The organism is Donghicola mangrovi (genome assembly GCF_013377535.1).
In the GTDB taxonomy this organism is placed as follows: Bacteria; Pseudomonadota; Alphaproteobacteria; order Rhodobacterales; family Rhodobacteraceae; genus Donghicola; species Donghicola mangrovi.
In genome coordinates this window covers 549,868-572,308 of record NZ_JABCJE010000002.1, presented here as the reverse complement: position 1 = coordinate 572,308, position 22,441 = coordinate 549,868, and the positions used below count along the sequence as shown (strand labels likewise).

Sequence of the window (22,441 nt, the reverse complement as noted above, 5' to 3'; positions counted from 1 at the left end):
CCGCAATTGCAGTGTCTGTTAGTCAGGCTTGAGTGAATTCGGGTCTATTCAATCAGACCATCTGAATTTTTTTGATTTTTCTGGCCATGGTCTGCATGGGGATGAAATAGTGAAGCCCCTTACGTAATCGAAACTTAAGAAATATTGAGGATTTGGCCGGAAAGTTGAGCCTCAGAATAGTTATTCAAAATTAAATGTTGCATATTTGTTTTGTCATCATTCGTATTCCGCAAAGCGAATTTCAGTGAATGAGTTCGACAAAATTTCTCATTATAATCAGGGGAAAGTGCCAAAATAAAAATGGGGCAGCGATGAGGCTGCCCCTTTTTGGTAATGAAATGACCTTAAGTATAGGTAAGCTATACAGCAAAAGGTCATTCACGACGAGGATAAACTTAACTTCGCGTCAATTTCGCTGGATTTGAGGCAGGCTGGCCTGCGATCTGCTCGGTCTAACGGCAAAGGCGGTTTCCTCGGGGGTGTGCCCCAGAAAACGCGCGCCCGCTTCGCCCGCCATATAAGCCAGACGGCCGCCCACGATGGTCGCTTCGATGCGGCGGGTCTGCTCGTGCAGGATGACCAGATCGGCGCGGCGGCCTTGGGTCAGGGTGCCGCGATCCGGCAAGCGCATGATTTGCGCGGGCCGTTCGGACACGAGTGACCATGCGGCGGGCAGGGACATTCCGTGCATGTCGACCAGCATCCAAACCGCATGCAGCATCGACGGGTAGTAATAGTCCGAGGCCAGCGCGTCGCAGGTGTTTTCCTTGATCAGGTCGATCGTGGATAGGGCGCTGAACTGGCCTTTGGGGTGCGTGGTATCGGGGGCGGATAGGATCACCGGATCGCCCATTGCCTTGGCGGCAGCCGCAGCGCGGCGCGACCGCGGGAATTCACACTGCTTAGCGCCGATCATCGCATAGCTCTCGCGGGTCTCGCCGTCGAAATCGCCGTTGCTGCCATAGATCACGCCCATGTCGTCGAACGCCTCGGCCAAGCGGCAGAGGTGACGGGGCACTTCCTTGGACCGCTCTTGGGCGCGGCGCAGACGCAGGCGGTATTCCTGTGCACTGCCTTCGTCCACGGACAGAGGATCGCTGCCGTGCATCTGGCGTTCGCGCAGGTGCTCCAGTGTGTCATCGAGGGTGTTGTGAAACACCAGGCGGCCCACATCATAGGACCGCACCGCAGCCATCAGGCGCGCGGCGGTGTCCACCATGTGGGTCTCGCATTCCAGGGACATCCGCAGGTCGGTCAAGGATTGCGCGCGGTAGCGGCGCAGGGCCGACATCAGCGTTTCCGCAAAATCGGGGCCGCGCAGGCCGCCCTGCCAAGACCAGCCTTGGGACAGATAGGCTGTGGTCACGCCGTTGGCCGCAGCTTCGCGGTCTGTGGCGGCAAGGGCCGTCATCGGATCAAACTGCGCCGCAGGGCGCGGGGCCAGATGGCGGGTAAAGGAACTGCCGTGCAGATCGACCATCCCCGGCAGCACCAGATAGCCGGTCAGGTCGATTTCAGGCAGCGGGCCACGGGTGATCCGTCCGTCCTCGATCGCGATCGAACGGGCCTGTAGTGCGCCATCGCGCAAGATCGTTGCACCCACAAGGCGCAGGGGCGGAAGGAGACGGGACATCGTTCTGCTCGGCTAGGAATTTCCGAGTGTGATAGCTGCCCATTGTTTCGGGTGTATGACATTTGCCGCGAACAACCGGCAAAATTGTGGGGGTTTTCCTTGCTTCTACCCACCGAAAGGGTAGCGGTGCAGCATGTGGAAGTGCCCGTCATCGGCCTCGCCATAAAGGCAGAGGGACCGGATCTTGAACGGGCGCGGCATCAGTTCTGGCAGCTCTTGGTCCAAGAGGGCGCGGGTTTGTTCGGCCAGTTCGGGGGTGACACGGCTGGTCAGGGTCAGGTGGAACCGGAACTCGTCCATCACATAGGGATACCCCCAGCGGTGCAGTAGCTCGAGCTGGTTTTCGGTCAGGCGGGCAGGGTTCCGTCGCGCGATGTCCGCGTCCGTCAAGGGCGCGCGAAAGGCATCGAGCGCCTGCACCACTTTGCCCGCCATGGTGCGCAGCTCAGACGTGTCGCCCTCGGGGACCAGCGCCAGAAAACCGCCGATACGGGTCAGCTTCAACCCCTCAAGCCGCACGGGGGACAGGCCGGCCATCAGGGCCTGCGCGGTGACGTGCAGCGCGCCGATATCCACCCCTCGGGCCAGGCGGAAGGGCGGTTTGACCGTGCCATGAAAGCCGTATTTGCGGGGCGTTTTGGTGATCTGGTCCATCGGCAGATCATAGGGCGGATGAGGGATATCGCATCCCGCCACAGGATCCCACCCAAGCCAACGCTTGCCAAAATCGGCAAAGGCCGACGGTTCGGGGTGGTAGTAGATCGCGTAGCGTTTGAAACCCTGCATTCAGCCTCTCTGACGGTCGTGGTCTGTCATCTACAGATAACAGACCGCGCCGCCATGGGTAGTCTCTGTTTCCCGAAATCGAACGATTGTGAGTCAGGCGGGGGTATTGAGATCCTGTAACAGCCTGCCGTGCTTGCGAGTTTCACGGATCACGTCACCGAATGTGTGCATTCCCTGCGCCTCGAGCATGGGGATCATGGCGCACAAAACTTCGGCAGTGGCGCGGGCGTCCCCCAAAGCTGTGTGGCGCAGCTTTTCAGGAATGGTGATCCCGAGACGGTCGCAGATCGCATCCAGCGTGTGCTTGGCCGAGGCGCCGAACAGCACCGCCGAGACCAGCACCGTGTCCAGAATGGGGTGGTCGAAATTCACGCCCACCTGTTTGCTCTGACGGTGCAGAAAGGCCATGTCGAAGGGCGCGTTGTGGGCCACAATCACCGACCCCTTGCAGAAGGAATGGAACTTGCGCGTCACCACGTCGAAATCGGGGGCCCCGCGCACCATGTTGTCGCTGATCCCGTGAACCTTGGTGCTGGCGGGGGGGATCGGACGCTTGGGATCGACCAGAGTGTCGATCATCTCGCTCTCGACAATGCGGCCCCGCAGGACGCGCATCGCCCCCAGCTGCACCACATCGTCCTTGTGCGGCAGAAGGCCCGTGGTTTCCGTGTCAAAGACCACATAGCTCAGATCCGACAGGGCCATATCCGCGTGGGCATGGTCCACAGGGCGGTTCATCAGCGCGAAATCATAGGTCAGCGGGCGGCTGGCATTGGGCGAGATCAGCGCCTTGGCACTGTCGATCGCGATCATATAGCCGCTGCCATTCCCCAAGGGGCGCAGCTTGGCCTCGTATTCCTGCTGGCGGTGGGCGTCGGGCAGGGTGCACTGAACCTCTTGGCCGGTTTTCACCAGCTTGCAATGGGCGTTCAGCAGGGCCTTTTCATCCAGAAACTCGGTGATCGAGGCCCCCATGCGGGGCGGCGCGATCTGGTTCAGAACCTCGGCGGCCTGCCCATCATAGAGGACGATCTGGTGCGACGGGTTCACAAGGATCATCGCCACGGGAATTTCAGTGAGCAGTGCGGTCAGGTGATCCCGCTCGGCTGCCAGACGGGCCGTGGCATCGGCCACCGCTTCGGCCTTGGAGAAGGTCGAGTTGGTCAGCTCGTGGCTGATCGCTTGGGCGGCGGGGGCCAGATCGCCAAGGTATTTGGCGTCATCGCCGGTCAGCTCGACCTTGGCACCGGAATGGGCGCGGGTGCGCAGATGGGCGGACAGACGCAGGATCGGCTTGGCGACGTTCTCATCGAACAGCAGCCACATGGCGGCGGACGAGCCCAGAATGCCGAACCCCGCGAAAATCCCCGAGGTGATATAGCCATCCGGCGCGGCATAGGATTGCCGCCACCCCAGATAGAGCGCAACCGAAACAACGCCGACCAAAAAGGCAGCAAAGCCCGCGAACATCAGAAATATCCGAAGGCGCAGTCCAAGATGGGTAAACATCACTTGCCCTCCCGTCCCTGACAGGCGGCGGTGATCATCTGGCTGTCACCACCCGCATCAGGAAAATCCTCGGTTGTGACGGTATCATAGTTTTCACCCGGAATCATCGGCAGTGTGCGGCCCGTCGGGCAGTCGAACAGAACCTGCAAATGCTCGGTATTGGCCCAGCGGCCAAAGAGATAGAGGTCCCCCGTCACCCGGCCCGCCCCCGAGGGGTGATCGGTCAGCGTGTTGGTGTCCAGCGCGACAAAGCCTTCGGTCATCGGGTAGACATAGGTCCACGGACGGTAAAAGGCGCTGGTTTCCATGGTGTTCACCACCACAACGCCGGGCTTCAGGTTCGCCTGACTTTGGGCGAACCACGTGTATTCGTTGCTGATGGCGGTCACCAGCATGGCCACAGCGGCAGCGGCGGGCGTCAGCCATTTCGGCGTGCGGCCACGGGTGATCTTGTTCAGAATAACGGCCAGACCTGCGCCACCGAAACCGGCGGCGATTACGGCTACAAATCCCCACAACATGCGCTTTTCCTCCCCAGAAAGCGTGAATTCCTTAGCTCAGCGCACCTTTCCCGTGGCCAAGCGCAGCCTGCATCCCTTTGACGACCACAAAGGCGTCGCGCAGGTGGCTGCGTTCCAGATCCGACAGGCTGCTTGGCGACATGAAATTGTCCGGCGCCTCACCCGCCTTGACCAAACGTGCCTGATGCTGGAGCCGCGTTTCCGCGATCAGATCATAAGCATCCAGCAAATCCTTGCCGCCCGAAGCGGAAATCAGGCCCGCGCCTGCGGCCGCCTCGAGCCGTGCGCGGGTGTTAAAGGCTGTTAGCTGCCCTTGCAATGCATAGACCCGTCCAAGATCGGCGATCGGCACAACCCCGTTGTGCTTCAGGTCGATCTGGTTCTTGTGCTCGCCCGAGCGGATGGTAGCAAAGCCCCGAAGCAGGCCCAAAGGCGGCGTGTGTTTCAGCGAGTTGCTGATCATATGCGCCACGAAGATGCTGTTGGACGCGGCCTTGCGCAGGGTGTCGGCCTGAAGGTCCTTGAACATCGAGGTGTCGCCGCCGATGGGGCGCAGGTCGAACATCACGCTGGCCAGCATTTGCGCTTCGGGGCTGGGTTTGTTCATCCAGTTGTCGAAGTAGCCGCGCCAGACCGAGAGCGGCTGGCACCAACGCTCGGCGGTGGCCATCATATCGCCGGGGCAATAGACGTAGCCGCAGGTGTTCAGCCCATCGCAGACAAAGCGCGCCAGACGGCGGAAATAGTCCATCTGGTCGTGGGTCACCCCGTCAGCGATTATCAGGCAGTTGTCCTGATCCGACACGCCGGTTTGTTCCTGACGCCCTTGGCTGCCGCAGGCGGCCCACAAATAGGGGACGGGCGGGGTGCCAAGCTTTTCCTCGGCAAGTGCAAGCAGGCGGCGGGTGGCTGTGTCAGCCACGTCGGTGATCAGGCGGGTGACAACCTCGTGCCGGTTGCCAGCGGCGACCAGTTGAACCAGCAGCTTGGGAATGCGGGCGGTGACCACGGCCATCGCCTCGGCGTCGGGGGCATGGGCGATCTCGGCCACTAGCTCGGCCGAGCTAACCGCCTGAAAGCGGGTCAGGTCGGTCTGGGTGACGATCCCCACCAGCACACCGTTCTGGGTGATTGGTATGTGGCCAATGCGGCGCTCCATCATCGCGTGCAGCACGTCCGAACCGATAGCCGAAGGCTCCAGCGTAATGGGGTTCTTGGTCATCACATCGACCACGGGGGTCGAGACGGGCATCCCGTCGGCCAACGCTTTGTCGGTCAGATCACGGTTGGTGACGATGCCGACCAGCGCGTCATCTTCGAGGACACAGAGGCAGGACACATGGCGATCGCGCATCTCGCGGGCGGCGTCCTGAACCGTGGTGCCGGGCATGCAGAAGAACGCCGAGTGATGCATGAAGCTTTCGACACGGCTGGTGGCCAGATCGCTGCCACGGGTGGTGGTCGTGCGCGAGCGGTCAAAGAATTTGCGGGCGACCTGATGGTCGTGGACCAGCTCCGCGAACTGCATCTTGGGCAGCATCAGCAGGATGGTCGGCTCGGTCGCGGTGGCAGAGGTCACGGCGACCCCTTCGCGCAAGAGGCCCCGTTCGCCGAACGAATTGCGGGGCCCAAGGATGGACACGGGAATGTCGTTGGCATCAACGACCTCGACCACGCCCGAATAGACGATGTACAGCCCGTCCAGCGGCTGACCATGACGGTAAACGCTGTCACCGGGGTTCAGGTCGATCACTTCGATGGCGGCGGCAAAGGCATTGCGCTCGCCTTCGGTCAGCCCGTCATAGGGGTGAAGCCCCCCGAGATAAGCCGCGATGTCTGCAAAAGGAATCGTCATGGTTGAAATCTGTCTTTAAGTGAAAAGCCCTGCCCAGTTGAAACCGGACAGGGCCAAAGTTCAATCCGTTGCGGGGGCGGCGAACCGCCCCACTGCGGGCCCGACCTTAGTGGTCGATGGCTGCGCTCGAACCACGGGGAACGCGGACGGCCTCGACCAGATCCTTGATTTCCTGCGGGGTGTCTTCGGTTGCGCTCGACACGAAGTAGGCGACGGCGAAGTTGATCAGTGCGCCGATCGAACCGAACGAGGTCGATTTAACCGAAAGCAGCAGAGGATCGCTGTCGCTGAAGCTTGCGGTGTCAGCAATGAAGAACCAGCCCTTGTGCAGGAAGATGTAGACGATGGTCACGATCAGACCTGCCAGCATACCGGCAACCGCGCCCTTGTCGTTGATGCGCTTCGAGAAGATGCCCATCATCAGTGCGGGGAAGATCGATGCAGCGGCCAGACCGAATGCCAGAGCGACGGTTTGTGCAGCAAAGCCCGGAGGGTTCAGACCCAGGTAGGTCGCAACTGCGATAGCAACAGCCATTGCAACACGAGCCGACATCAGTTCGCCCTTTTCCGAGATCGACGGGTTGATCTGCGATTTGATCAGGTCGTGCGATACAGCCGACGAGATTGCCATCAGCAGGCCCGCAGCGGTCGACAGAGCCGCAGCCAGACCACCGGCCGCAACCAGAGCGATAACCCAACCCGGCAGCTGCGCGATTTCGGGGTTCGCCAGAGTGATGATGTCTTTGTTGACGTCAAACTCGTTGGTGTCTTTGCTTGCGGTGTACTGGATCAGGCCATCGCCGTTCTTGTCTTCGAACTTGAGCAGACCGGTCTGTTCCCACTTCTGGACCCACTCGGGGCGCTGGTCATAGGCCAGGGGCGCTTCGGTGGTGCCGTTGGGGTAGATGGTGTTGATCAGGTTCAGACGAGCCATTGCGCCAACCGCAGGAGCGGTCAGGTACAGCAGCGCGATGAACACCAGTGCCCAACCAGCCGACGAACGCGCGTCCTTCACGGTGGGAACGGTGAAGAAGCGAACGATCACGTGGGGCAGGCCCGCGGTACCGATCATCAGCGACACGGTGAACAGGAACATGTTCAGGGTGGTGTCGGACTGCTGGGTATAGCTCGAGAAGCCCAGATCGGCCAGCAGACCGTTCAGGGTGGTCAGCAGGGGCTCGCCGGTCGAGGTTGCGTCTGCGAACAGACCCAGAGCCGGGATCGGGTTGCCGGTCAGCTGCAGCGAGATGAAGATCGCGGGAATGGTGTACGCGATGATCAGAACAACGTACTGCGCCACCTGAGTGTAGGTGATGCCCTTCATGCCGCCGAGAACGGCGTAGAAGAATACGATGGCTGCGCCGATGTAGAGGCCGGTCGCGTTGTCCACTTCGAGGAAGCGCGAGAACGCAACGCCCACACCGGTCATCTGGCCGATAACATAGGTGATCGACGCAATGATAAGGCAGGCAACAGCAACCGAACGGGCGGTCTGGCTGTAGAAGCGGTCACCGATGAATTCGGGAACGGTGAACTTGCCGAACTTGCGCAGGTAGGGCGCCAGCAGCATCGCCAGCAGAACGTAGCCGCCGGTCCAGCCCATCAGGTAGGCCGAGGTGTCGTAGCCACCGAAAGCGATGATACCCGCCATCGAGATGAACGAAGCAGCCGACATCCAGTCAGCGCCGGTTGCCATGCCGTTGACAACGGGGTGAACGCCGCGGCCAGCCGCGTAGAATTCCGAAGTCGAGCCGGCGCGGGCCCAGATCGCAATACCGATGTAGAGAGCGAAAGTCGCGCCCACTACGATCAGGTTCAGAGTAAATTGATCCATGATATCAGGTCCCTAGAGCTTATTCTTCGTCAACGCCGAATTCGACGTCGAGCTTGTTCATACGCCAGGCGTAGAAGAAAATCAGAACGAGGAAGACCAGAATGCTTCCCTGCTGTGCGAACCAGAAACCAAGGTCGGTTCCGCCGACACCGATGCCAGCCAGCATCGGGCGGAACAGAATCGCCATGCCAAAGGATGCAACGAACCAGACGATCAGGCACCCTTTGATAATACTAATATTCTTCGACCAGTAGGCCGAACTATCCTGTTGGCTTGCCATAGGCAATCCTCCCCTTCTCCACAAAAGCTATGGTCTAGTGATATTCCGGGGCGGTTCCTCCTTCGCCCCGGACACTTAGTTTTTGACCTAGCCGATCGCGCTTTCGACCATTTCGGTCATCTTCGCGGTGATCGCGTCGATGTCGCCCATGGCGTCCACACGGCTAAGCTGCCCCTTACCGTCATAGTAAGCGATAAGGGGGGCGGTCTGAGCGTGGTACGCCTCGAGGCGGGCTCCCACGGTTTCAGCCTTGTCGTCGGCGCGGCGTTTGAATTCCGTGCCTCCGCAGTTGTCACAGACACCTTCGGCAGCGGGCTGCTTGAAGCTGTCATGGTATCCTTCGCCGCACTTGGCGCAGGTGTAACGGCCGGAAATACGCTCGACCATTGCAGCATCGTCCACTTCCATGGCGATGGCTGCGTTGACCGACTGGCCGTTTTCGGCCAGCAGCCCCTCAAGGGCTTCGGCCTGAACAGTGGTGCGCGGGAAGCCGTCAAGGATCGCGCCCTTGGCAACGTCGTCCTCTTTCAGACGGTCGCGCAGAATGTTGATGACGATCTCGTCGCTGACCAGTTCGCCCGCATCCATCACGGCCTTGGCCGCTTTGCCTGCGTCGGTGCCAGCGGCGACGGCTGCGCGCAGCATGTCACCGGTCGACAGTTGGACCAGACCGAACTTCTCTTCGAGACGACGGGCTTGGGTGCCTTTGCCGGCCCCGGGGGGGCCAAGCAGGATCAGTACTGCGGGTGTGGTCATCTGGGTCACTCCGTCCATTGTCGATCAGCCGCGGTTCATGCGGTTTTCGATCAGCTCGTCCACGCAGCCGGGTTCGGCCAGGGTCGAGGTGTCACCCAGCGCGCCAAAGTCGTTCTCGGCGATCTTGCGCAGGATGCGGCGCATGATTTTGCCCGAACGGGTTTTCGGCAGGTTGGGCGCCCACTGGATCAGGTCGGGTTTCGCGATCGGACCGATCTCGGTGCGGACCCATTTCTCCAGCTCGGCACGCAGCTCGTCGCTGGGCTCCACGCCGTTCATCAGGGTGACGTAGGCGTAGATGCCCTGACCCTTGAGCGAGTGGGGGTAGCCAACAACCGCAGCTTCGGCGACCTTGGCGTGTGCCACCAGTGCGCTTTCGACTTCGGCGGTGCCCATGCGGTGACCCGATACGTTGATCACGTCGTCCACGCGGCCGGTGATCCAGTAGTAGCCATCCTCGTCACGGCGGCAGCCGTCACCTGAGAAGTAGTAGCCTTTGTACTGCTGGAAGTAGGTCTCCTGGAAGCGCTCGTGGTCACCCCAAACGGTGCGCATCTGGCCGGGCCAGCTGTCAGCGATACACAGAACGCCTTCGGTTGCACCCTCGAGAACTTCGGCAGTGGTGGGCTCCAGTACGACGGGCTTCACGCCAAAGAACGGAGTGGTCGCCGAGCCGGGCTTCAGCGCAGTTGCGCCGGGCAGCGGGGTCAGCAGGTGACCGCCGGTTTCGGTCTGCCACCAGGTGTCAACGATCGGCGCTTTGCCTTTGCCGACAACGTCGTTGTACCAGTTCCATGCTTCGGGGTTGATGGGCTCGCCCACGGTACCCAGAACCTTGATCGAGGACAGGTCGTACTTTTCGACGAACTCGGTGCCTTTGCCCATCAGCGAGCGGATCGCCGTGGGAGCGGTGTAAAACTGGTTGACCTTGTGCTTTTCGCAAACGGCCCAGAAGCGGCCTGCATCGGGGTAGGTCGGAACGCCTTCGAACATCAGAGTGGTCGCGCCGTTCGCCAGCGGGCCGTAAACGATGTACGAGTGGCCGGTCACCCAACCCACGTCAGCGGTGCACCAGTAGACGTCACCCTCGTGGTAGTCGAACACCAGCTCTTGGGTCATCGAGGCGTAGACCAGATAGCCGCCCGAGCAGTGGACAACGCCCTTGGGCTTGCCGGTCGAACCAGAAGTGTAAAGGATGAACAGCGGATCTTCGGCGTTCATTTCCTCGACGGGGCAATCGGGCGAGGCGTGCTCCATCAGTGCTTTGACGTCGATGTCACGGCCGTCGATCCAGGTGGTCTGGCCACCGGTGTGCTTGACCACCAGGCAGCGGACTTTGTCCGAGCAGTGCAGCAGAGCGGCGTCGGTGTTCGACTTCAGCGGGGTCATACGGCCGCCGCGGGGCGCTTCGTCCGAAGTGATAACCACTTTGGCGCCACAGTCGTTGATGCGGTTTGCCAGTGCGTCCGGCGAGAAACCCGCGAACACGATCGAGTGGATCGCGCCGATACGGGCACAGGCCAGCATCGCGTAGGCAGCTTCGGGGATCATCGGCAGGTAGATGATGACGCGGTCGCCCTTGGTCACACCCTGGCTGCGCAGAACGTTCGCCATCCGGCTGACTTTGTCGTGCAGCTGGTTGTAGGTGATGTGCTGAGCAGGGGTCTCGGGGCTATCGGGCTCGAAGATGATCGCGGTCTGGTCACCACGGGTCGCCAGATGGCGGTCGATGCAGTTGTACGCGACGTTCAGAGTGCCGTCGAAGAACCACTTGATGTTCACTTCACCAAAGTTGAAGTTCACATCCTTGACCTGGGTGTAGGGCTTGATCCAGTCGAGACGCTTGCCCTGTTCGGCCCAGAAGCCCTCGGAGTCGTTGATCGACTGGGCATACATCTCTTGGTATTTGGCGGCATCAATATGCGCGGTTTTGGCGAATTCAGCCGGGACCGGATAGACCGGATCGTTGACCTGAGCGGTTTGCGCTTGAGTGGACATTAGGCTCCTCCCTCTGTCGTGATATGAACGCCCCGAAGCGGGGCAAAATGCTGCCACAGAATATGTCGGCGTCTCTCCCTAAGCGAGACATTACCAGAGTTAGAAAACAATGGAATAAGTGCTTATGGCTTATCAATTATTTTGTTAATAACGTTTACTTGATGGGGCAATTTTGTAAATATCGTGTAGTTAAGTTGTAAAAAGTTAATGGTTACCAGAGGGTTGAGTGAAAATGACTTAGGGCGTTAGCGGGTGCCTTTTGCTACCAATGTCTCGGGTTGCTGCGACCTAACGGCGCAACCATGGGGATGGTAGCGCCGGACATTTCCTTTGCACTTTGATTGGGCACTTGGTTGCCACGCGTTACTGGAGGCGCGTCAAACGCCGTCTGGCACCGGTTCGGCGGGGCAGACTCGGGGGCTCGGCCGCCTGAATCAGGAGGCCGTGGAATTGGGCCAGTGCCTCCGAGTCGTTCACGAAACAATGCAGGCGCGCGATGGCCGCGCGGGCGGCGTGGCGCATATCGCTACGGTCCTCGAGCGTCAGGCACCATTGCAGGAAACCGGCGCGGGCCAGTCGGGCAGGATCGGAATGGGAAACGGGAGCAGCCGACAGGCCGACGACAATCAGGTTCAGGTTCATAGCGCCCTCCGCGCGTGGAACGGGAAAGGGCGGAACGGGGGCACATGTAGCCTGCCGCATCCGCCGGAACACCCCGTCCGGGTTTGCATTTACGATGATGGCAGGTCTCCTGACTCGCGTGTCATTGCCTGTTCGGACCTTCCCGGCGCGGGGCCAGTGGTGTTGCCGAAGGGCTCTTCGCTTACAGTTGCGGGGGCAGTCGCGGAATTTCACCGCGTTCCCTTTTCATGCCGTTCCCAAGATGGGGCGGGCAACCATCGACGCCAGATTGGAACGGGGCATCGGCCCCGTCAACTATGGTTTCGACAGGTGGAGGTGCTTTTGCGACAATAATGGTTTTCTGGGTTGTTGAATGATTTCAGTGGCTAAGGTCGGAACCTTAAACCTGATGGGGCGAAATCAAGCCGGACGCGACAGGTGCAAATAAGTCTCGCGGAACCGCTTCTCCAAATGGTCACCGGCCAGCATCGTGCGGCCAGAGCCGATCGGCGCCACGTTGGTATCGTGGTTTGGGTTATAGAACAGAGGCACGGAAATGCGCTCCTGATCCGAGCCGATCACGCGGTGCAGGGTTGCTTTGATCCGGCCGTTGGTCCAGCTTTCCAGCATCTCGCCGAAGTTAATGATGAACGTGCCGGGCTCTGCCTGCACCGGCAGCCAAGAGCCGTCGCGCAGCTGCACCTCTAGTCCCGCCACACCGTCCGTGGCCAGCAAGGTCACGCAGCCATAGTCCGTGTGCGCGGCGATGCCGAAATCGCGGGGACCGGCGGTGTCAGGCCGCTGGGGATAGTAGTTCCCGCGCAGTAAGGCCATCGGCTTGGTAAACGCCTGATCAAAGCTGTCCTCGGGCAGGCCCACGGCGGCGATAATCCCGCGCAGGGTCTGCATGGCCACTCCGATCGCCCGGTGGGCATACCCGTCCACCACACGCTGGAATTCGGCGGGCTGCGCGGGCCAGAGGTTGGGCGCATAGCAGGTCAGACCCGCCATCGGATCGTTCGCGGGCAGCGCAAAGCCACTGTCGAACACCTGCTTATAGTCGGGGTTGGCGTCGGGATCGACCTGTTCGGAATAGGGGGCACCCCAGCCGCGGTTCGATCCGGTATGCGCCATGTTTACCGGCTCTTTGGCGCTGTCGGGCAGGTGGAAGAAGGCGCGATAGGTGGCGATAACCTCCAGCACTTCGGCGGGCGTCAGATCGCTGTTCACCAAGGTCATGAATCCGATGTCCTGAGCCGCGTGGCGCAAGGCCTCCATGCAGGCGGGATCGCGGGCAATCATGGCGCGGGCGTCGATGCGGGGGATCGTGGTCATGGCGGGCCTCTGGCAATCAGCGTCGGCCACGGTCTAGCCGATCCTGCCCGCCAAGGCCATGCGGCGATTGTCGGGGCAGAACGGAAAACCCCCGCGCTGGTTAGGCGCGGGGGCGTGGGGTTATTTCGTGCTGGCGATCGCCTCGCCAAGGATCCCGATCAGGGTGTCGATGTTTTCCTTTTCGAAGATCAGCGGCGGCGACATGGCGATGGTTTCGCCGGTGTAGCGGACCATTGCACCAGCCTTGAAGCACTTGAGGAAAACCTCGTAAGCCCTTGTTCCGAATTCACCTTCCCGGCTTTCCATCTCAACGCCGCCAATCAGGCCAAGGTTGCGGATGTCCTTGATGTTCGGCAACTCGCGCAGGGAATGAACCTTCTCTTCCCAGTAGGGCTCCAGCTCTGCGGCGCGGGTCAGCAGGCCGCCACGCTCGTAGATGTCCAGGGTCGCCAGACCGGCGGCACAGGCCACGGGGTGACCCGAGTAGGTGTAGCCGTGGAACAGTTCAATCATGCCCTCGGGGCCGGTCATGAAGGCGTCATGGATGAAGCCCTGCGCGAACACGGCGCCCATCGGCAGGGTGCCGTTGGTGATGCCCTTGGCGGTGGTGAACATGTCCGGCACAACGCCGAAACGCTGGGACGCAAAGGGGGTGCCCAGACGGCCGAAGCCGGTGATCACTTCGTCGAAAATCAGCAGGATGCCGTATTTCTTGGTGATCTCGCGCAGACGCTCGAGATAGCCTTTGGGCGGGATCAGAACGCCGGTCGAACCTGCGACGGGCTCGACGATCACGGCGGCGATGGTTTCCGCGCCGTGCAGGGCGACGATCCGCTCCAGATCATCGGCCAGATTTGCGCCATGCTCGGGCTGACCCTTGGAGAACGCGTTCTCGGGCAGGTGGGTATGGGGCAGATGATCCACGCCGGTCAGCATGGTGCCAAAGTTCTTGCGGTTGTTGACGATACCGCCAACGGAAATGCCGCCAAAGCCCACGCCGTGGTAGCCACGCTCGCGGCCGATCAGACGGGTGCGCTGGCCCTCGCCGCGGGCGCGGTGGTAGGCCAGAGCGATCTTCAGCGCGGTATCGACGGACTCGGAACCCGAGCCGGTAAAGAACACATGCTTGAATTCCTCGGGGGCCAGTGCGCGCAGGCGGTCCGCGAATTCAAAGGCAATCGGGTGGCCCATCTGGAAGGCGGGCGCGTAGTCCATCTCCATCAGCTGGTTGTAGGCCGCCTTGGCGATTTCTTCATAGCCGTGGCCCGCGTTGCAGCACCACAGACCGGCGGTGCCGTCCAGAATATCGCGGCCATCGTCGCTGGTGTAGTGAACGCCCTTCGCGCTCACCAGCATACGCGGGTCCTGCTTGAACTGGCGGTTCGCGGTAAAGGGCATCCAGAAAGCATCAAGCGGGATGTTGCGCGCAGTTTGATTCATAGTCATCGTCCTGTTGGTCGTTTTGACCAGACTACTCTTTTGATGTGTTCGCAAAAGACTGTTTTTTGATGCGGCTAACGTATTGATATGGCTATATCGGCGAACGAAACGGTGCGGATCGTGAACATGTCCAACAGCTTTGATGACCCCGAGAACGAAGTTGGCCTGCGGTTGCGGGCCTTGCGCCTGTCGCGCGGATTGTCCCAGCGGGCCTTGGCCAAGGCGGCGGGGGTGACCAACTCGACCATTTCCTTGATCGAGAGCGGGCAGATGAACCCTTCGGTCGGGGCGTTGAAGCGGGTTCTAAAGGGGTTTCCCATTGGGATCGCCGAGTTTTTTGCGTTCGAGGCCACGCCCGATGATCAGGTTTTCTTTGCCGCCGAAGAGCTGAAAGAGATCGGCAAAGGCGGGCTATCCTATCGCCAGGTGGGCGGCGGTGCGCCCGGTCGCAGTCTGCAGATTTTGCACGAAACCTACCGGCCGGGGGCCAGCACGGGCTCTGTCCTGCTCAGCCACGAAGGCGAGGAAGGCGGCATCGTGATCAAGGGTCGGATCGAGATTACCGTGGGTGACCAGCGCAAAATCCTTGGGCCCGGAGATGCCTATTTGTTCGACAGCCGGCGGCCCCATTCGTTCCGCGCGGTCGGTAAGGACGAGTGCGTGGTGATAAGCGCCTGCACCCCGCCAACGTTCTGATTTCAATAAAATCCTTTGTTTATTCAGTGATCTGAGGTGGCGTCTTTCACCACTTGTTAGAGGTTGGCGTCCTAGCGTTCCCCCATAACGCGATTTTTTTACGAATGGGGGAACGCCTTGGAGCCTGATAGCCGATCAACACTCCGTTTGACGCCCGATGAATGGCTGGATGATCCAGAGGCGGCACTGGCTGCCTGCCGAGAGGCCGTAGCCACCGGCACGGTGCGTGTGGAAGCGTCAGAGGCGCGGAACCTGCCTGCTCAGATCATCCAATTGCTGATTTCGGTGCGCCGCACGGTCGAGGCGGCTGGCGGCACATTTCTGCTAAGCGCCCCCTCAGAAGGCATTCAGAACAGCCTCAAGGTTCTGGGCCTCTCCGACTATTTCGCGGAGGTCACAGGATGACGCTGAGTGTTCTGGCTATCGACGACTCCCGCACCATGCGGATGCTAGTGTCCCAGACGTTGAAAGGCGCGGGGTTCGACGTGGTGACTGCCGAAGACGGCGTTCAAGGGGTCGAAACCTTTGCGACCCGCCGGTTCGATGCAGTGATCACAGATATCAACATGCCCAAACTTGACGGCTTTGGTGTGATCGAGGCGATCCGCCAAAGCCCGAAGAACCGGCGTGTTCCCATTCTGGTGCTCACCACCGAAAGCAGCGAGGCCTTCAGGAACCGTGCGCGCGGACTTGGCGCAACGGGTTGGCTAGTGAAACCTTTTGAGGAAGAGGGGCTGGTGAATACCGTCCGCCTCGTCACCGGGCAGGGCTAAGCGCATGAGCATGGATACCCTGAAGGCCACATTCTTTGCCGAATGCGAAGAATTGGTCGAAGCGATGGCCGAGGGCCTGAACCAGATTGCCTCCGATGATTGGGACACGGAGACGGTGAATGCCATCTTCCGCGCGGTCCATTCGATCAAAGGCGCTGCGGGCGCTTTCGGACTGGAAAAACTGGTAGCCTTCGCGCATCGGTTCGAAACCGTTCTGGACCGGATCCGGTCGCATGAGCTGAGCATTGAAACCGAAGTGCTGCGGGTTATCACCCGCTCCAGTGACGTGTTGGCAGAGTTGGTCGAACTGGCGCAATCCGATGCTGAGGGAACGCCCTCCGCCTATGATGCACTCCTGCAGGACCTTTCTAAATTCACTGGTGCAGCAGACGTGGCGGTCGCGGAGGAGCCCTTTTTCGCGCCCTTGGCCTTTGCCCCGATGCCGCTATTACTAGACGAAAACCAAACGATTTGCGTCCGCATTTTCCCTGACGCCGCGTTCTACCGCAATGGACACGAGCCGGAGCGCCTGATTGGCGCTTTGGGCGAACAGATCAGTGTTCGCTGTGATTTTGATGCTGTGCCGCTCCTGGATGGCTTCGATTTGGATCTGGGTTACCTGGATTGGAAAGTCGAGGTTTCCGATACGCCACGCGAGCAAATCGAAGCCGCGCTGACCTATGTTCAGGGCCTGGGACAGATCGGCATTCACGAAGAACCGCCGTTTCTGCTTGATTTGTCCTTGGCTCCGCAGATCGTTGCACCCGAAGTTGAACAATCTGCTCCTGAACCTCGACCTACGTCCTCGTCACCTCGTCAGGCTTCGGCGCAGACCTTGCGGGTAGACCCCGAACGGGTCGACCGGCTGATCAACACCGTTGGGGAACTGATCATCAATCAGGCGGTCATCGCGCAAAAGATCGATGCTAGTGGGCGCGGACCCGATGGCGATGTCTCTGCGGCTCTTGATGACTACCGCTATCTTGCTCGCGAGATTCAAGAAGCTGTAATGTCGATCCGTGCGCAACCTGTGAAATCGCTTTTCCAGCGGCTGGCACGCGTTGTCCGCGAGGCCGGTGAAGCGACAGGAAAACAGGTTCAATTTGAAACTGTCGGCGAGAATACCGAAATCGATAAAACCCTTATCGAACGTTTGGCTGATCCCTTGACACACATGCTACGCAACGCGGTGGACCATGGCCTCGAAAACCCGGACCGGAGGGCGAAAACAAGTAAACCGCAAATAGGCACGGTCCGTCTTATGGCAGCACATCGCTCTGGCCATGTCGTGATCGAAGTTGCGGATGACGGAGCTGGTCTAAACCGAACGAAAATTTTAGAAAAGGCGCGGGATAAAGGCCTCGTCCCAGCAGATGCCAAATTGAGCGACAGTGAGGTTGATAACCTTCTGTTCATGCCAGGATTTTCAACAGCTGATCAAGTGACGAACTTGTCTGGCCGCGGCGTCGGAATGGATGTCGTCAAAACCGCTATCACAGCAATTGGTGGACGAATTTCGATTTCCAGCGAACCAGGCAAAGGATCCATCTTCTCGATATCGCTTCCTCTGACCCTCGCAGTTTTGGATGGAATTGTGGTGTCCGTCGCAGATGAAACAATGGTCGTCCCTATTGCTAGCATCATAGAAACCATACGCCCTGCAGTAGGAGACGTTATCCAGGTTGGGCACGATCAATGGGTTCTAAAGGTACGGGGAGCCTACGTGCCGATTGTTGCGCTTGGGCAGCTCTTAGGGCTATCCAAAGCTTTGGCAATACCCCAGAAAGGCCCATTTATTCTAATTGAGGCCGAAGACGCTTCAGTTTTTGCTTTTTCGGTAAATGAAATCTGGGATCAGCGTCAAATTGTGATCAAAAGCCTTGAGGGCAATTACGGCGCTGTCCCCGGGATCTCAGCTGCAACTATTCTTGGAGACGGAAAAATCGCTTTGATTGTTGATCCAGATGCCCTGATATCGCTAGCCGGGCGCCCGCAGTTGGAAACAGATTTGATAGCTGAAAATGGGTGAGTCGATGGATAAGCATCTCAAGGGTGTGGATATGCCTTCGGAATTTGTTTCTTTAACAGCGGGCGGGCAGGGTTACTGCGTCGATATTCACGCTATCCGTGAAATCCGAAGTTGGACACCGGTCACGACGCTACCTCATTCGGAGCCTTCGGTCCTTGGTGTAATGAATCTTCGCGGCTCTGTAATTCCGATCATAGATTTACGTAGAAAACTTGGACTTGGACAAACCCCAGACGCGCATCGGAACGTGATCGTGATCGCGACTATCCATGCAAGGACTATGGGCCTATTAGTGGAAGCTGTTTCTGAAATCATCTCTGTTCCTAAAAGTGCGATACTTCCTAACCCTACGCAGCGCACTGATGGCGAAGTATCTCACATTGTCGGATTGATTTCCCAGGATGAAAAAATGCTCCGTGTATTAGATATTCAAGCACTGATTTCCAAAGAAACTGAGGTTGCGGCATGACCCTGTTATCGAAAGCCGACTTTTCAAATCGCGACATGTCTGGCGCGTGCTTCCAGAAAATAGTACATCTGGCCAAAATAAACTGGGGGCTTAATCTGGAAGAAGGAAAAAGGCCCCTTATTGCGGCAAGATTAAGAAAAAGGGTTTTAGCTACAGGATCCCGAGATTTCTCAGATTACGTTCAGAGGCTTTCCAATGGAGATATTAATGAGTGCGATCATTTCATTTCCGCTTTGTCAACAAATGTGACACAATTTTTTAGAGAATTTCATCATTTTGAAATGCTTGAGAAAGCTGTATTTCCAAAGTTGAAAGGTTCAAGAAATATCAAAATTTGGTCTGCCGGTTGTTCTACAGGGCAAGAGCCATACTCCATCGCAACTGTTGCTGAAAAAATTTTCGGCCGACGAAACGATATTCAGATCCTTGCAACTGACGCCGATCCTGCTGTTCTTAGATTGGCGCAGAATGGGAGATTTGATATTACTGACGTCGATTTTCTTTCTGTTCAGCACAAGAGAGATTTGTTTGAAGTTTACTCAAAATCAGAGTTTTTTGTTCGAGACACGCTTCGCAATATGATCGATTTTCGAAGACTAAACTTGGTGCAACCTTGGCCCATTAATTGCATGTTTGATGTAATATTTTGCAGAAACGTTGCAATTTATTTTGATAAATCCACACAGGATAAGCTTTGGGCCGGATTTTCGGGTAGGCTGAAACCAGGGGGATATCTGTTTATTGGGCATAGTGAACGGATAAATTTTCCAGAAAATATCAAAATGGAACCCGTAGGAATTACTTCTTATAAAAAATTCTCGTCTGAAAGGTGAGCTATGTCAATAAAGAGTAAGTTGAAGGTGATGGTGGTTGATGACATGTCCGTTAGTCGTGGCCTACTAATGCAATCCCTTGAAGAAATCGGCATTCAGAATGTCGAGTATGAAAAGTCTGGGCAAGACGCATTTTTCAAAGTTTGCAGTAGTCCGGTCCATTTAATTATTAGTGATTACAATATGCCGGGAATGAGCGGGCTCGATTTGCTTGAGAGGATAAGGGCCAATAAAGCAACACATCAAGTAGGATTTATTTTAGTTACTGGCACGCCAACTGCCGAAATAGTTAGTCGTGGGCGGAACTCAGGTCTGAATAACCTAATAAAGAAGCCGTTCACTAGCGCGTCTCTGAAATCTAGCATTGAGGCTTTGGTGGGGCCATTATGACCTGTGTACGTCATAGTGCGATATTTGATCTTATTCAAGTTTCGATTGATAGTCTTCTAGAATCGGAACTTCATCTGAACGATGGGGCGAGAAGAAACTTGTGCGGGCAGAAATACGATTTTGCCATTCAAATATTACAGGATTTGAGTGTAGTTTTTAGAGAAACATCCCAATTGAATTTTCATTTTTGCGATGAGTTTGCGGAAAATCTGAAACTGGAATTGGTTTACTCAAAAATTTCCGATCTTCCGTTGCCAACCAAAGGGTCAACAGTTCAATTGTTTTGAATACTGTTTACCCTATCAAATCAATAGTATGAGGAGCAACCTCGATGTTTCGACGTTTTACTGAGGCCAGGATCTCCCTGCGCCTTCCTGCACTTATTGTTGGAACGCTCATTGTGACTGTAATGGTTGCTAGTGAAACTTACTACCTTCAGTTTCGCAAAGAGGCTGAAGTCGCTTCGGAGCTCAAGTCCGAGATCGTCACCGATCAAGTAGCCATTGGTCTGGAAATTTGGTTGCATGCGCTCGATAATCAGTTGACGACCCTCTCTGAAGACCCAAACACGGTCAATACTTTGAAGCGTTTCTCTGATGCAGTTCAGGCCGGATCCGCAGTCGGTTTGCAGGAAATTAGATCGGTCTATCTAGATCATAACTCATTCCCAGTGGGTAATAGAAATCAACTGATTGATGCTGAAGACGGAAGCCTTTATTCCAGCGTCCATTTGCAGGAGCACCAGTTTTTCGACAACCTGGTCGAGCGAAATAACTACTATGATCTGTTCCTGATTAACCCTGCCGGGGACATTGTGTACACCGTTTTTAAGGAGGCGGACTTTGGGACAAACCTTCTCCATGGCGCATATGCAGGATCTGGACTTGGGGAAGTTTTTCGCAAAGCCATAAAGATGGGTGAGGCTGAAACAGCTTTTGCAGATTTTGCTCCATATGCGCCTAGTAATGGCGCGCCAGCTTCATTTGTTGCACGCCCCTTAATCTCGGAAAGTGGTGAAACCCTTGGCGTTGTAGCAATCCAGATGCCTCTGGAAGGAATGGCCAATGTAATTTCAGGAATCTCCGGTCTTCATTCCGAAGACGAGGTCTATCTCCTTGGTCATGATGGATCGGCTCGGACACCCTCGCGTCAAGTGGGGCGGCTAAAGGTTCTCGAGAGCCCAGAAAACAGCTTTGCCCAAGAGATCGCGATGAAAGATGAACAGGGCTATTTCCCTTACCAACAGGGTCTTTCCAACCGTTCGTCCATGATATCCGTTCGCGATATTCCTGTTTTTGACAAGGATTGGGCTGTCGTTGTCGAACTTGACGCCGAAACCCAGTTCAAATCGCTAGAACGCCTCCGGCACACGATGGTTGCTTTCATTGCTGTAGGGCTGGTGTGCTCACTGGTTCTGGGTTGGTTGATGGCCCGTTCTATCACGCGGCCGCTTGCGACCTTTGCTGAAGCTATGCGTGGTGTTTCCGACGCTCGCTACGAAAACAAAATCCCGAATACCGAGCGCCTCGATGAACTTGGCGTGGTGTCTGGTATCCTCGATGACTTCCGCATACGTCTGAAGCAAACAAGCGATGAGGCACGCCTTCGGGAGATAGCGAACCAGGAACAGGAACGTGTGGTCTCGGAAATTTCCAGTGGCCTTCGGCGCCTGTCCGCGGGGGATCTGACCCATACCTTGCAGGAGCCCTTTAGCCAGGATTACGAACAGCTTCGCCTTGACTATAACGCGACCGTCGACACTCTGAGTGGACTGATCCTGTCGATCTCTGACAACGCGACTGAAATCCATTCGCGTGCAGAAGAAATCAGCGCTTCGTCCGATGATTTGTCCCGTCGTACGGAAAACCAAGCGGCTACCTTGGAGGAGACTGCAGCTGCGCTTGACGAATTGACCTCTAGCGTGAAATCCGCTGCTGAAGGGGCGGCAGAGGTTGAGCGTGTGGTAACAGAGGCGCGCTCCGAAGCCGAGCAAAGTGGAAAAGTTGTAAGCGACGCGGTGCATGCAATGTCGCAAATCAAGAAGTCTTCGGACGAAATTGCCCAGATCATCAATGTCATCGACGACATTGCCTTCCAGACCAACCTTCTGGCCCTGAATGCGGGGGTTGAGGCCGCGAGAGCTGGTGACGCAGGCCGTGGCTTTGCAGTCGTCGCTTCCGAAGTGAGAGCGCTGGCGCAACGTTCCTCGGATGCGGCGAAGCAGATCAAGACACTCATCGGATCAAGCACCGAGCAAGTAGAAACCGGCGTGGGTTTGGTCGGTCGAGCAGGGAGTGCTTTGACCTCCATCGTAGATCGGGTTGGGCAGATCGCCCACTTGGTCAGTGGCATTGCCGTGGGATCCCGAGAGCAATCAGCTGGACTAGGGGAAATCAACGTCGGCGTATCGCAACTGGATCAGGTCACACAGCAAAACGCTGCAATGGTACAGGACGCCACAGCTGCTGCTATTACGCTAAAAAGCGAAGCGGCTGGCCTATCCCAGCTTGTTTCCAGGTTTCAGTTTTCCGGTGCGACTCCGGCTATGGCCACCGCAGCGATCGTTCCAGCCCCTGTGAAAATGAATCCACCGTCGTTCGAGAATGCGCGTTCGTTTACAGGCACTTCCACGTTCGCAGCTGCTTCGAACGGGCCTGCCTGGACCGATTTTTAGGAGCCTTGA

21 protein-coding genes and 1 riboswitch are annotated in these 22,441 nt (G+C 57.6%); of the genes, 9 read left to right on the top strand and 12 right to left on the bottom strand.

Annotated features, from left to right (window positions below; genetic code table 11):
* Window positions 1-406 precede the first annotated feature (406 nt).
* From HJ536_RS07265 to aptA, 12 genes are all read right to left on the bottom strand, one after another.
* On the bottom strand, window positions 407-1,633 hold the full coding sequence (locus tag HJ536_RS07265) for an alpha-D-ribose 1-methylphosphonate 5-triphosphate diphosphatase (RefSeq protein ID WP_177157195.1): 1,227 nt from the start codon (window positions 1,631-1,633) through the stop codon (window positions 407-409).
* 105 nt (window positions 1,634-1,738) lie between these two features.
* Window positions 1,739-2,419 (bottom strand): DUF1045 domain-containing protein, encoded by a 681-nt coding sequence (locus HJ536_RS07260; RefSeq protein ID WP_177157194.1) that lies wholly within the window; start codon window positions 2,417-2,419, stop codon window positions 1,739-1,741.
* A gap of 93 nt (window positions 2,420-2,512) precedes the next feature.
* On the bottom strand, window positions 2,513-3,928 hold the full coding sequence (locus tag HJ536_RS07255; RefSeq protein ID WP_176855215.1) for a 3'-5' exonuclease: 1,416 nt from the start codon (window positions 3,926-3,928) through the stop codon (window positions 2,513-2,515).
* On the bottom strand, window positions 3,928-4,449 hold the full coding sequence (locus tag HJ536_RS07250; protein WP_177157193.1) for a hypothetical protein: 522 nt from the start codon (window positions 4,447-4,449) through the stop codon (window positions 3,928-3,930). Before HJ536_RS07250 ends, HJ536_RS07255 begins: the two co-directional genes overlap by 1 nt.
* Before the next feature lie 31 nt (window positions 4,450-4,480).
* A complete protein-coding gene (locus HJ536_RS07245; protein WP_177157192.1) occupies window positions 4,481-6,304 on the bottom strand; it encodes a DUF294 nucleotidyltransferase-like domain-containing protein in 1,824 nt (607 codons plus the stop codon).
* A gap of 106 nt (window positions 6,305-6,410) precedes the next feature.
* The gene (locus HJ536_RS07240) at window positions 6,411-8,138 is read right to left on the bottom strand and encodes a sodium:solute symporter family protein (RefSeq protein ID WP_177157191.1); all 1,728 of its coding nucleotides are present in this window, start codon (window positions 8,136-8,138) and stop codon (window positions 6,411-6,413) included.
* Window positions 8,139-8,157: 19 nt separating this feature from the next.
* Window positions 8,158-8,418 carry a DUF4212 domain-containing protein gene (locus HJ536_RS07235; protein WP_176855211.1) on the bottom strand — a complete coding sequence of 87 codons (261 nt, stop codon included), beginning with the start codon at window positions 8,416-8,418 and terminating at the stop codon, window positions 8,158-8,160.
* Window positions 8,419-8,505: 87 nt separating this feature from the next.
* Entirely contained in the window at window positions 8,506-9,174 is a 669-nt protein-coding gene (locus HJ536_RS07230; RefSeq protein ID WP_265575595.1) for an adenylate kinase, read from the bottom strand.
* A gap of 24 nt (window positions 9,175-9,198) precedes the next feature.
* Complete coding sequence (gene acs, locus HJ536_RS07225) at window positions 9,199-11,172, bottom strand: acetate--CoA ligase (protein WP_177157190.1); 1,974 nt, start codon at window positions 11,170-11,172, stop codon at window positions 9,199-9,201.
* Window positions 11,173-11,535: 363 nt separating this feature from the next.
* Entirely contained in the window at window positions 11,536-11,814 is a 279-nt protein-coding gene (locus HJ536_RS07220; RefSeq protein ID WP_177157189.1) for a hypothetical protein, read from the bottom strand.
* A gap of 82 nt (window positions 11,815-11,896) precedes the next feature.
* Window positions 11,897-12,088, bottom strand: a riboswitch (cobalamin riboswitch).
* A gap of 125 nt (window positions 12,089-12,213) precedes the next feature.
* A complete protein-coding gene (locus HJ536_RS07215; RefSeq protein WP_177157188.1) occupies window positions 12,214-13,128 on the bottom strand; it encodes an isopenicillin N synthase family dioxygenase in 915 nt (304 codons plus the stop codon).
* 120 nt (window positions 13,129-13,248) lie between these two features.
* Window positions 13,249-14,574 carry an omega-aminotransferase AptA gene (aptA, locus tag HJ536_RS07210; protein ID WP_420811087.1) on the bottom strand — a complete coding sequence of 442 codons (1,326 nt, stop codon included), beginning with the start codon at window positions 14,572-14,574 and terminating at the stop codon, window positions 13,249-13,251.
* Between the two features lie 120 nt (window positions 14,575-14,694).
* Between aptA and HJ536_RS07205 the strand changes: the two genes are divergently transcribed.
* From HJ536_RS07205 to HJ536_RS07165, 9 genes are all read left to right on the top strand, one after another.
* The gene (locus tag HJ536_RS07205; RefSeq protein ID WP_176855362.1) at window positions 14,695-15,264 is read left to right on the top strand and encodes a cupin domain-containing protein; all 570 of its coding nucleotides are present in this window, start codon (window positions 14,695-14,697) and stop codon (window positions 15,262-15,264) included.
* Between the two features lie 117 nt (window positions 15,265-15,381).
* Window positions 15,382-15,669: an STAS domain-containing protein gene (locus HJ536_RS07200; RefSeq protein ID WP_177157187.1), complete on the top strand. Its 288-nt coding sequence runs from the start codon at window positions 15,382-15,384 to the stop codon at window positions 15,667-15,669.
* Complete coding sequence (locus HJ536_RS07195) at window positions 15,666-16,037, top strand: response regulator (RefSeq protein WP_177157186.1); 372 nt, start codon at window positions 15,666-15,668, stop codon at window positions 16,035-16,037. The genes HJ536_RS07200 and HJ536_RS07195 overlap by 4 nt, the downstream gene beginning before the upstream one ends.
* 4 nt (window positions 16,038-16,041) lie before the next feature.
* Entirely contained in the window at window positions 16,042-18,066 is a 2,025-nt protein-coding gene (locus HJ536_RS07190) for a chemotaxis protein CheA (RefSeq protein ID WP_228028659.1), read from the top strand.
* 4 nt (window positions 18,067-18,070) lie between these two features.
* Window positions 18,071-18,535: a chemotaxis protein CheW gene (locus tag HJ536_RS07185; RefSeq protein ID WP_177157185.1), complete on the top strand. Its 465-nt coding sequence runs from the start codon at window positions 18,071-18,073 to the stop codon at window positions 18,533-18,535.
* On the top strand, window positions 18,532-19,368 hold the full coding sequence (locus HJ536_RS07180) for a CheR family methyltransferase (RefSeq protein WP_177157184.1): 837 nt from the start codon (window positions 18,532-18,534) through the stop codon (window positions 19,366-19,368). The genes HJ536_RS07185 and HJ536_RS07180 overlap by 4 nt, the downstream gene beginning before the upstream one ends.
* 3 nt (window positions 19,369-19,371) lie before the next feature.
* Window positions 19,372-19,758: a response regulator gene (locus HJ536_RS07175; RefSeq protein ID WP_177157183.1), complete on the top strand. Its 387-nt coding sequence runs from the start codon at window positions 19,372-19,374 to the stop codon at window positions 19,756-19,758.
* A complete protein-coding gene (locus HJ536_RS07170) occupies window positions 19,755-20,045 on the top strand; it encodes a hypothetical protein (protein WP_177157182.1) in 291 nt (96 codons plus the stop codon). Before HJ536_RS07175 ends, HJ536_RS07170 begins: the two co-directional genes overlap by 4 nt.
* 44 nt (window positions 20,046-20,089) lie before the next feature.
* Entirely contained in the window at window positions 20,090-22,432 is a 2,343-nt protein-coding gene (locus HJ536_RS07165; RefSeq protein WP_177157181.1) for a methyl-accepting chemotaxis protein, read from the top strand.
* Window positions 22,433-22,441 lie beyond the last annotated feature (9 nt).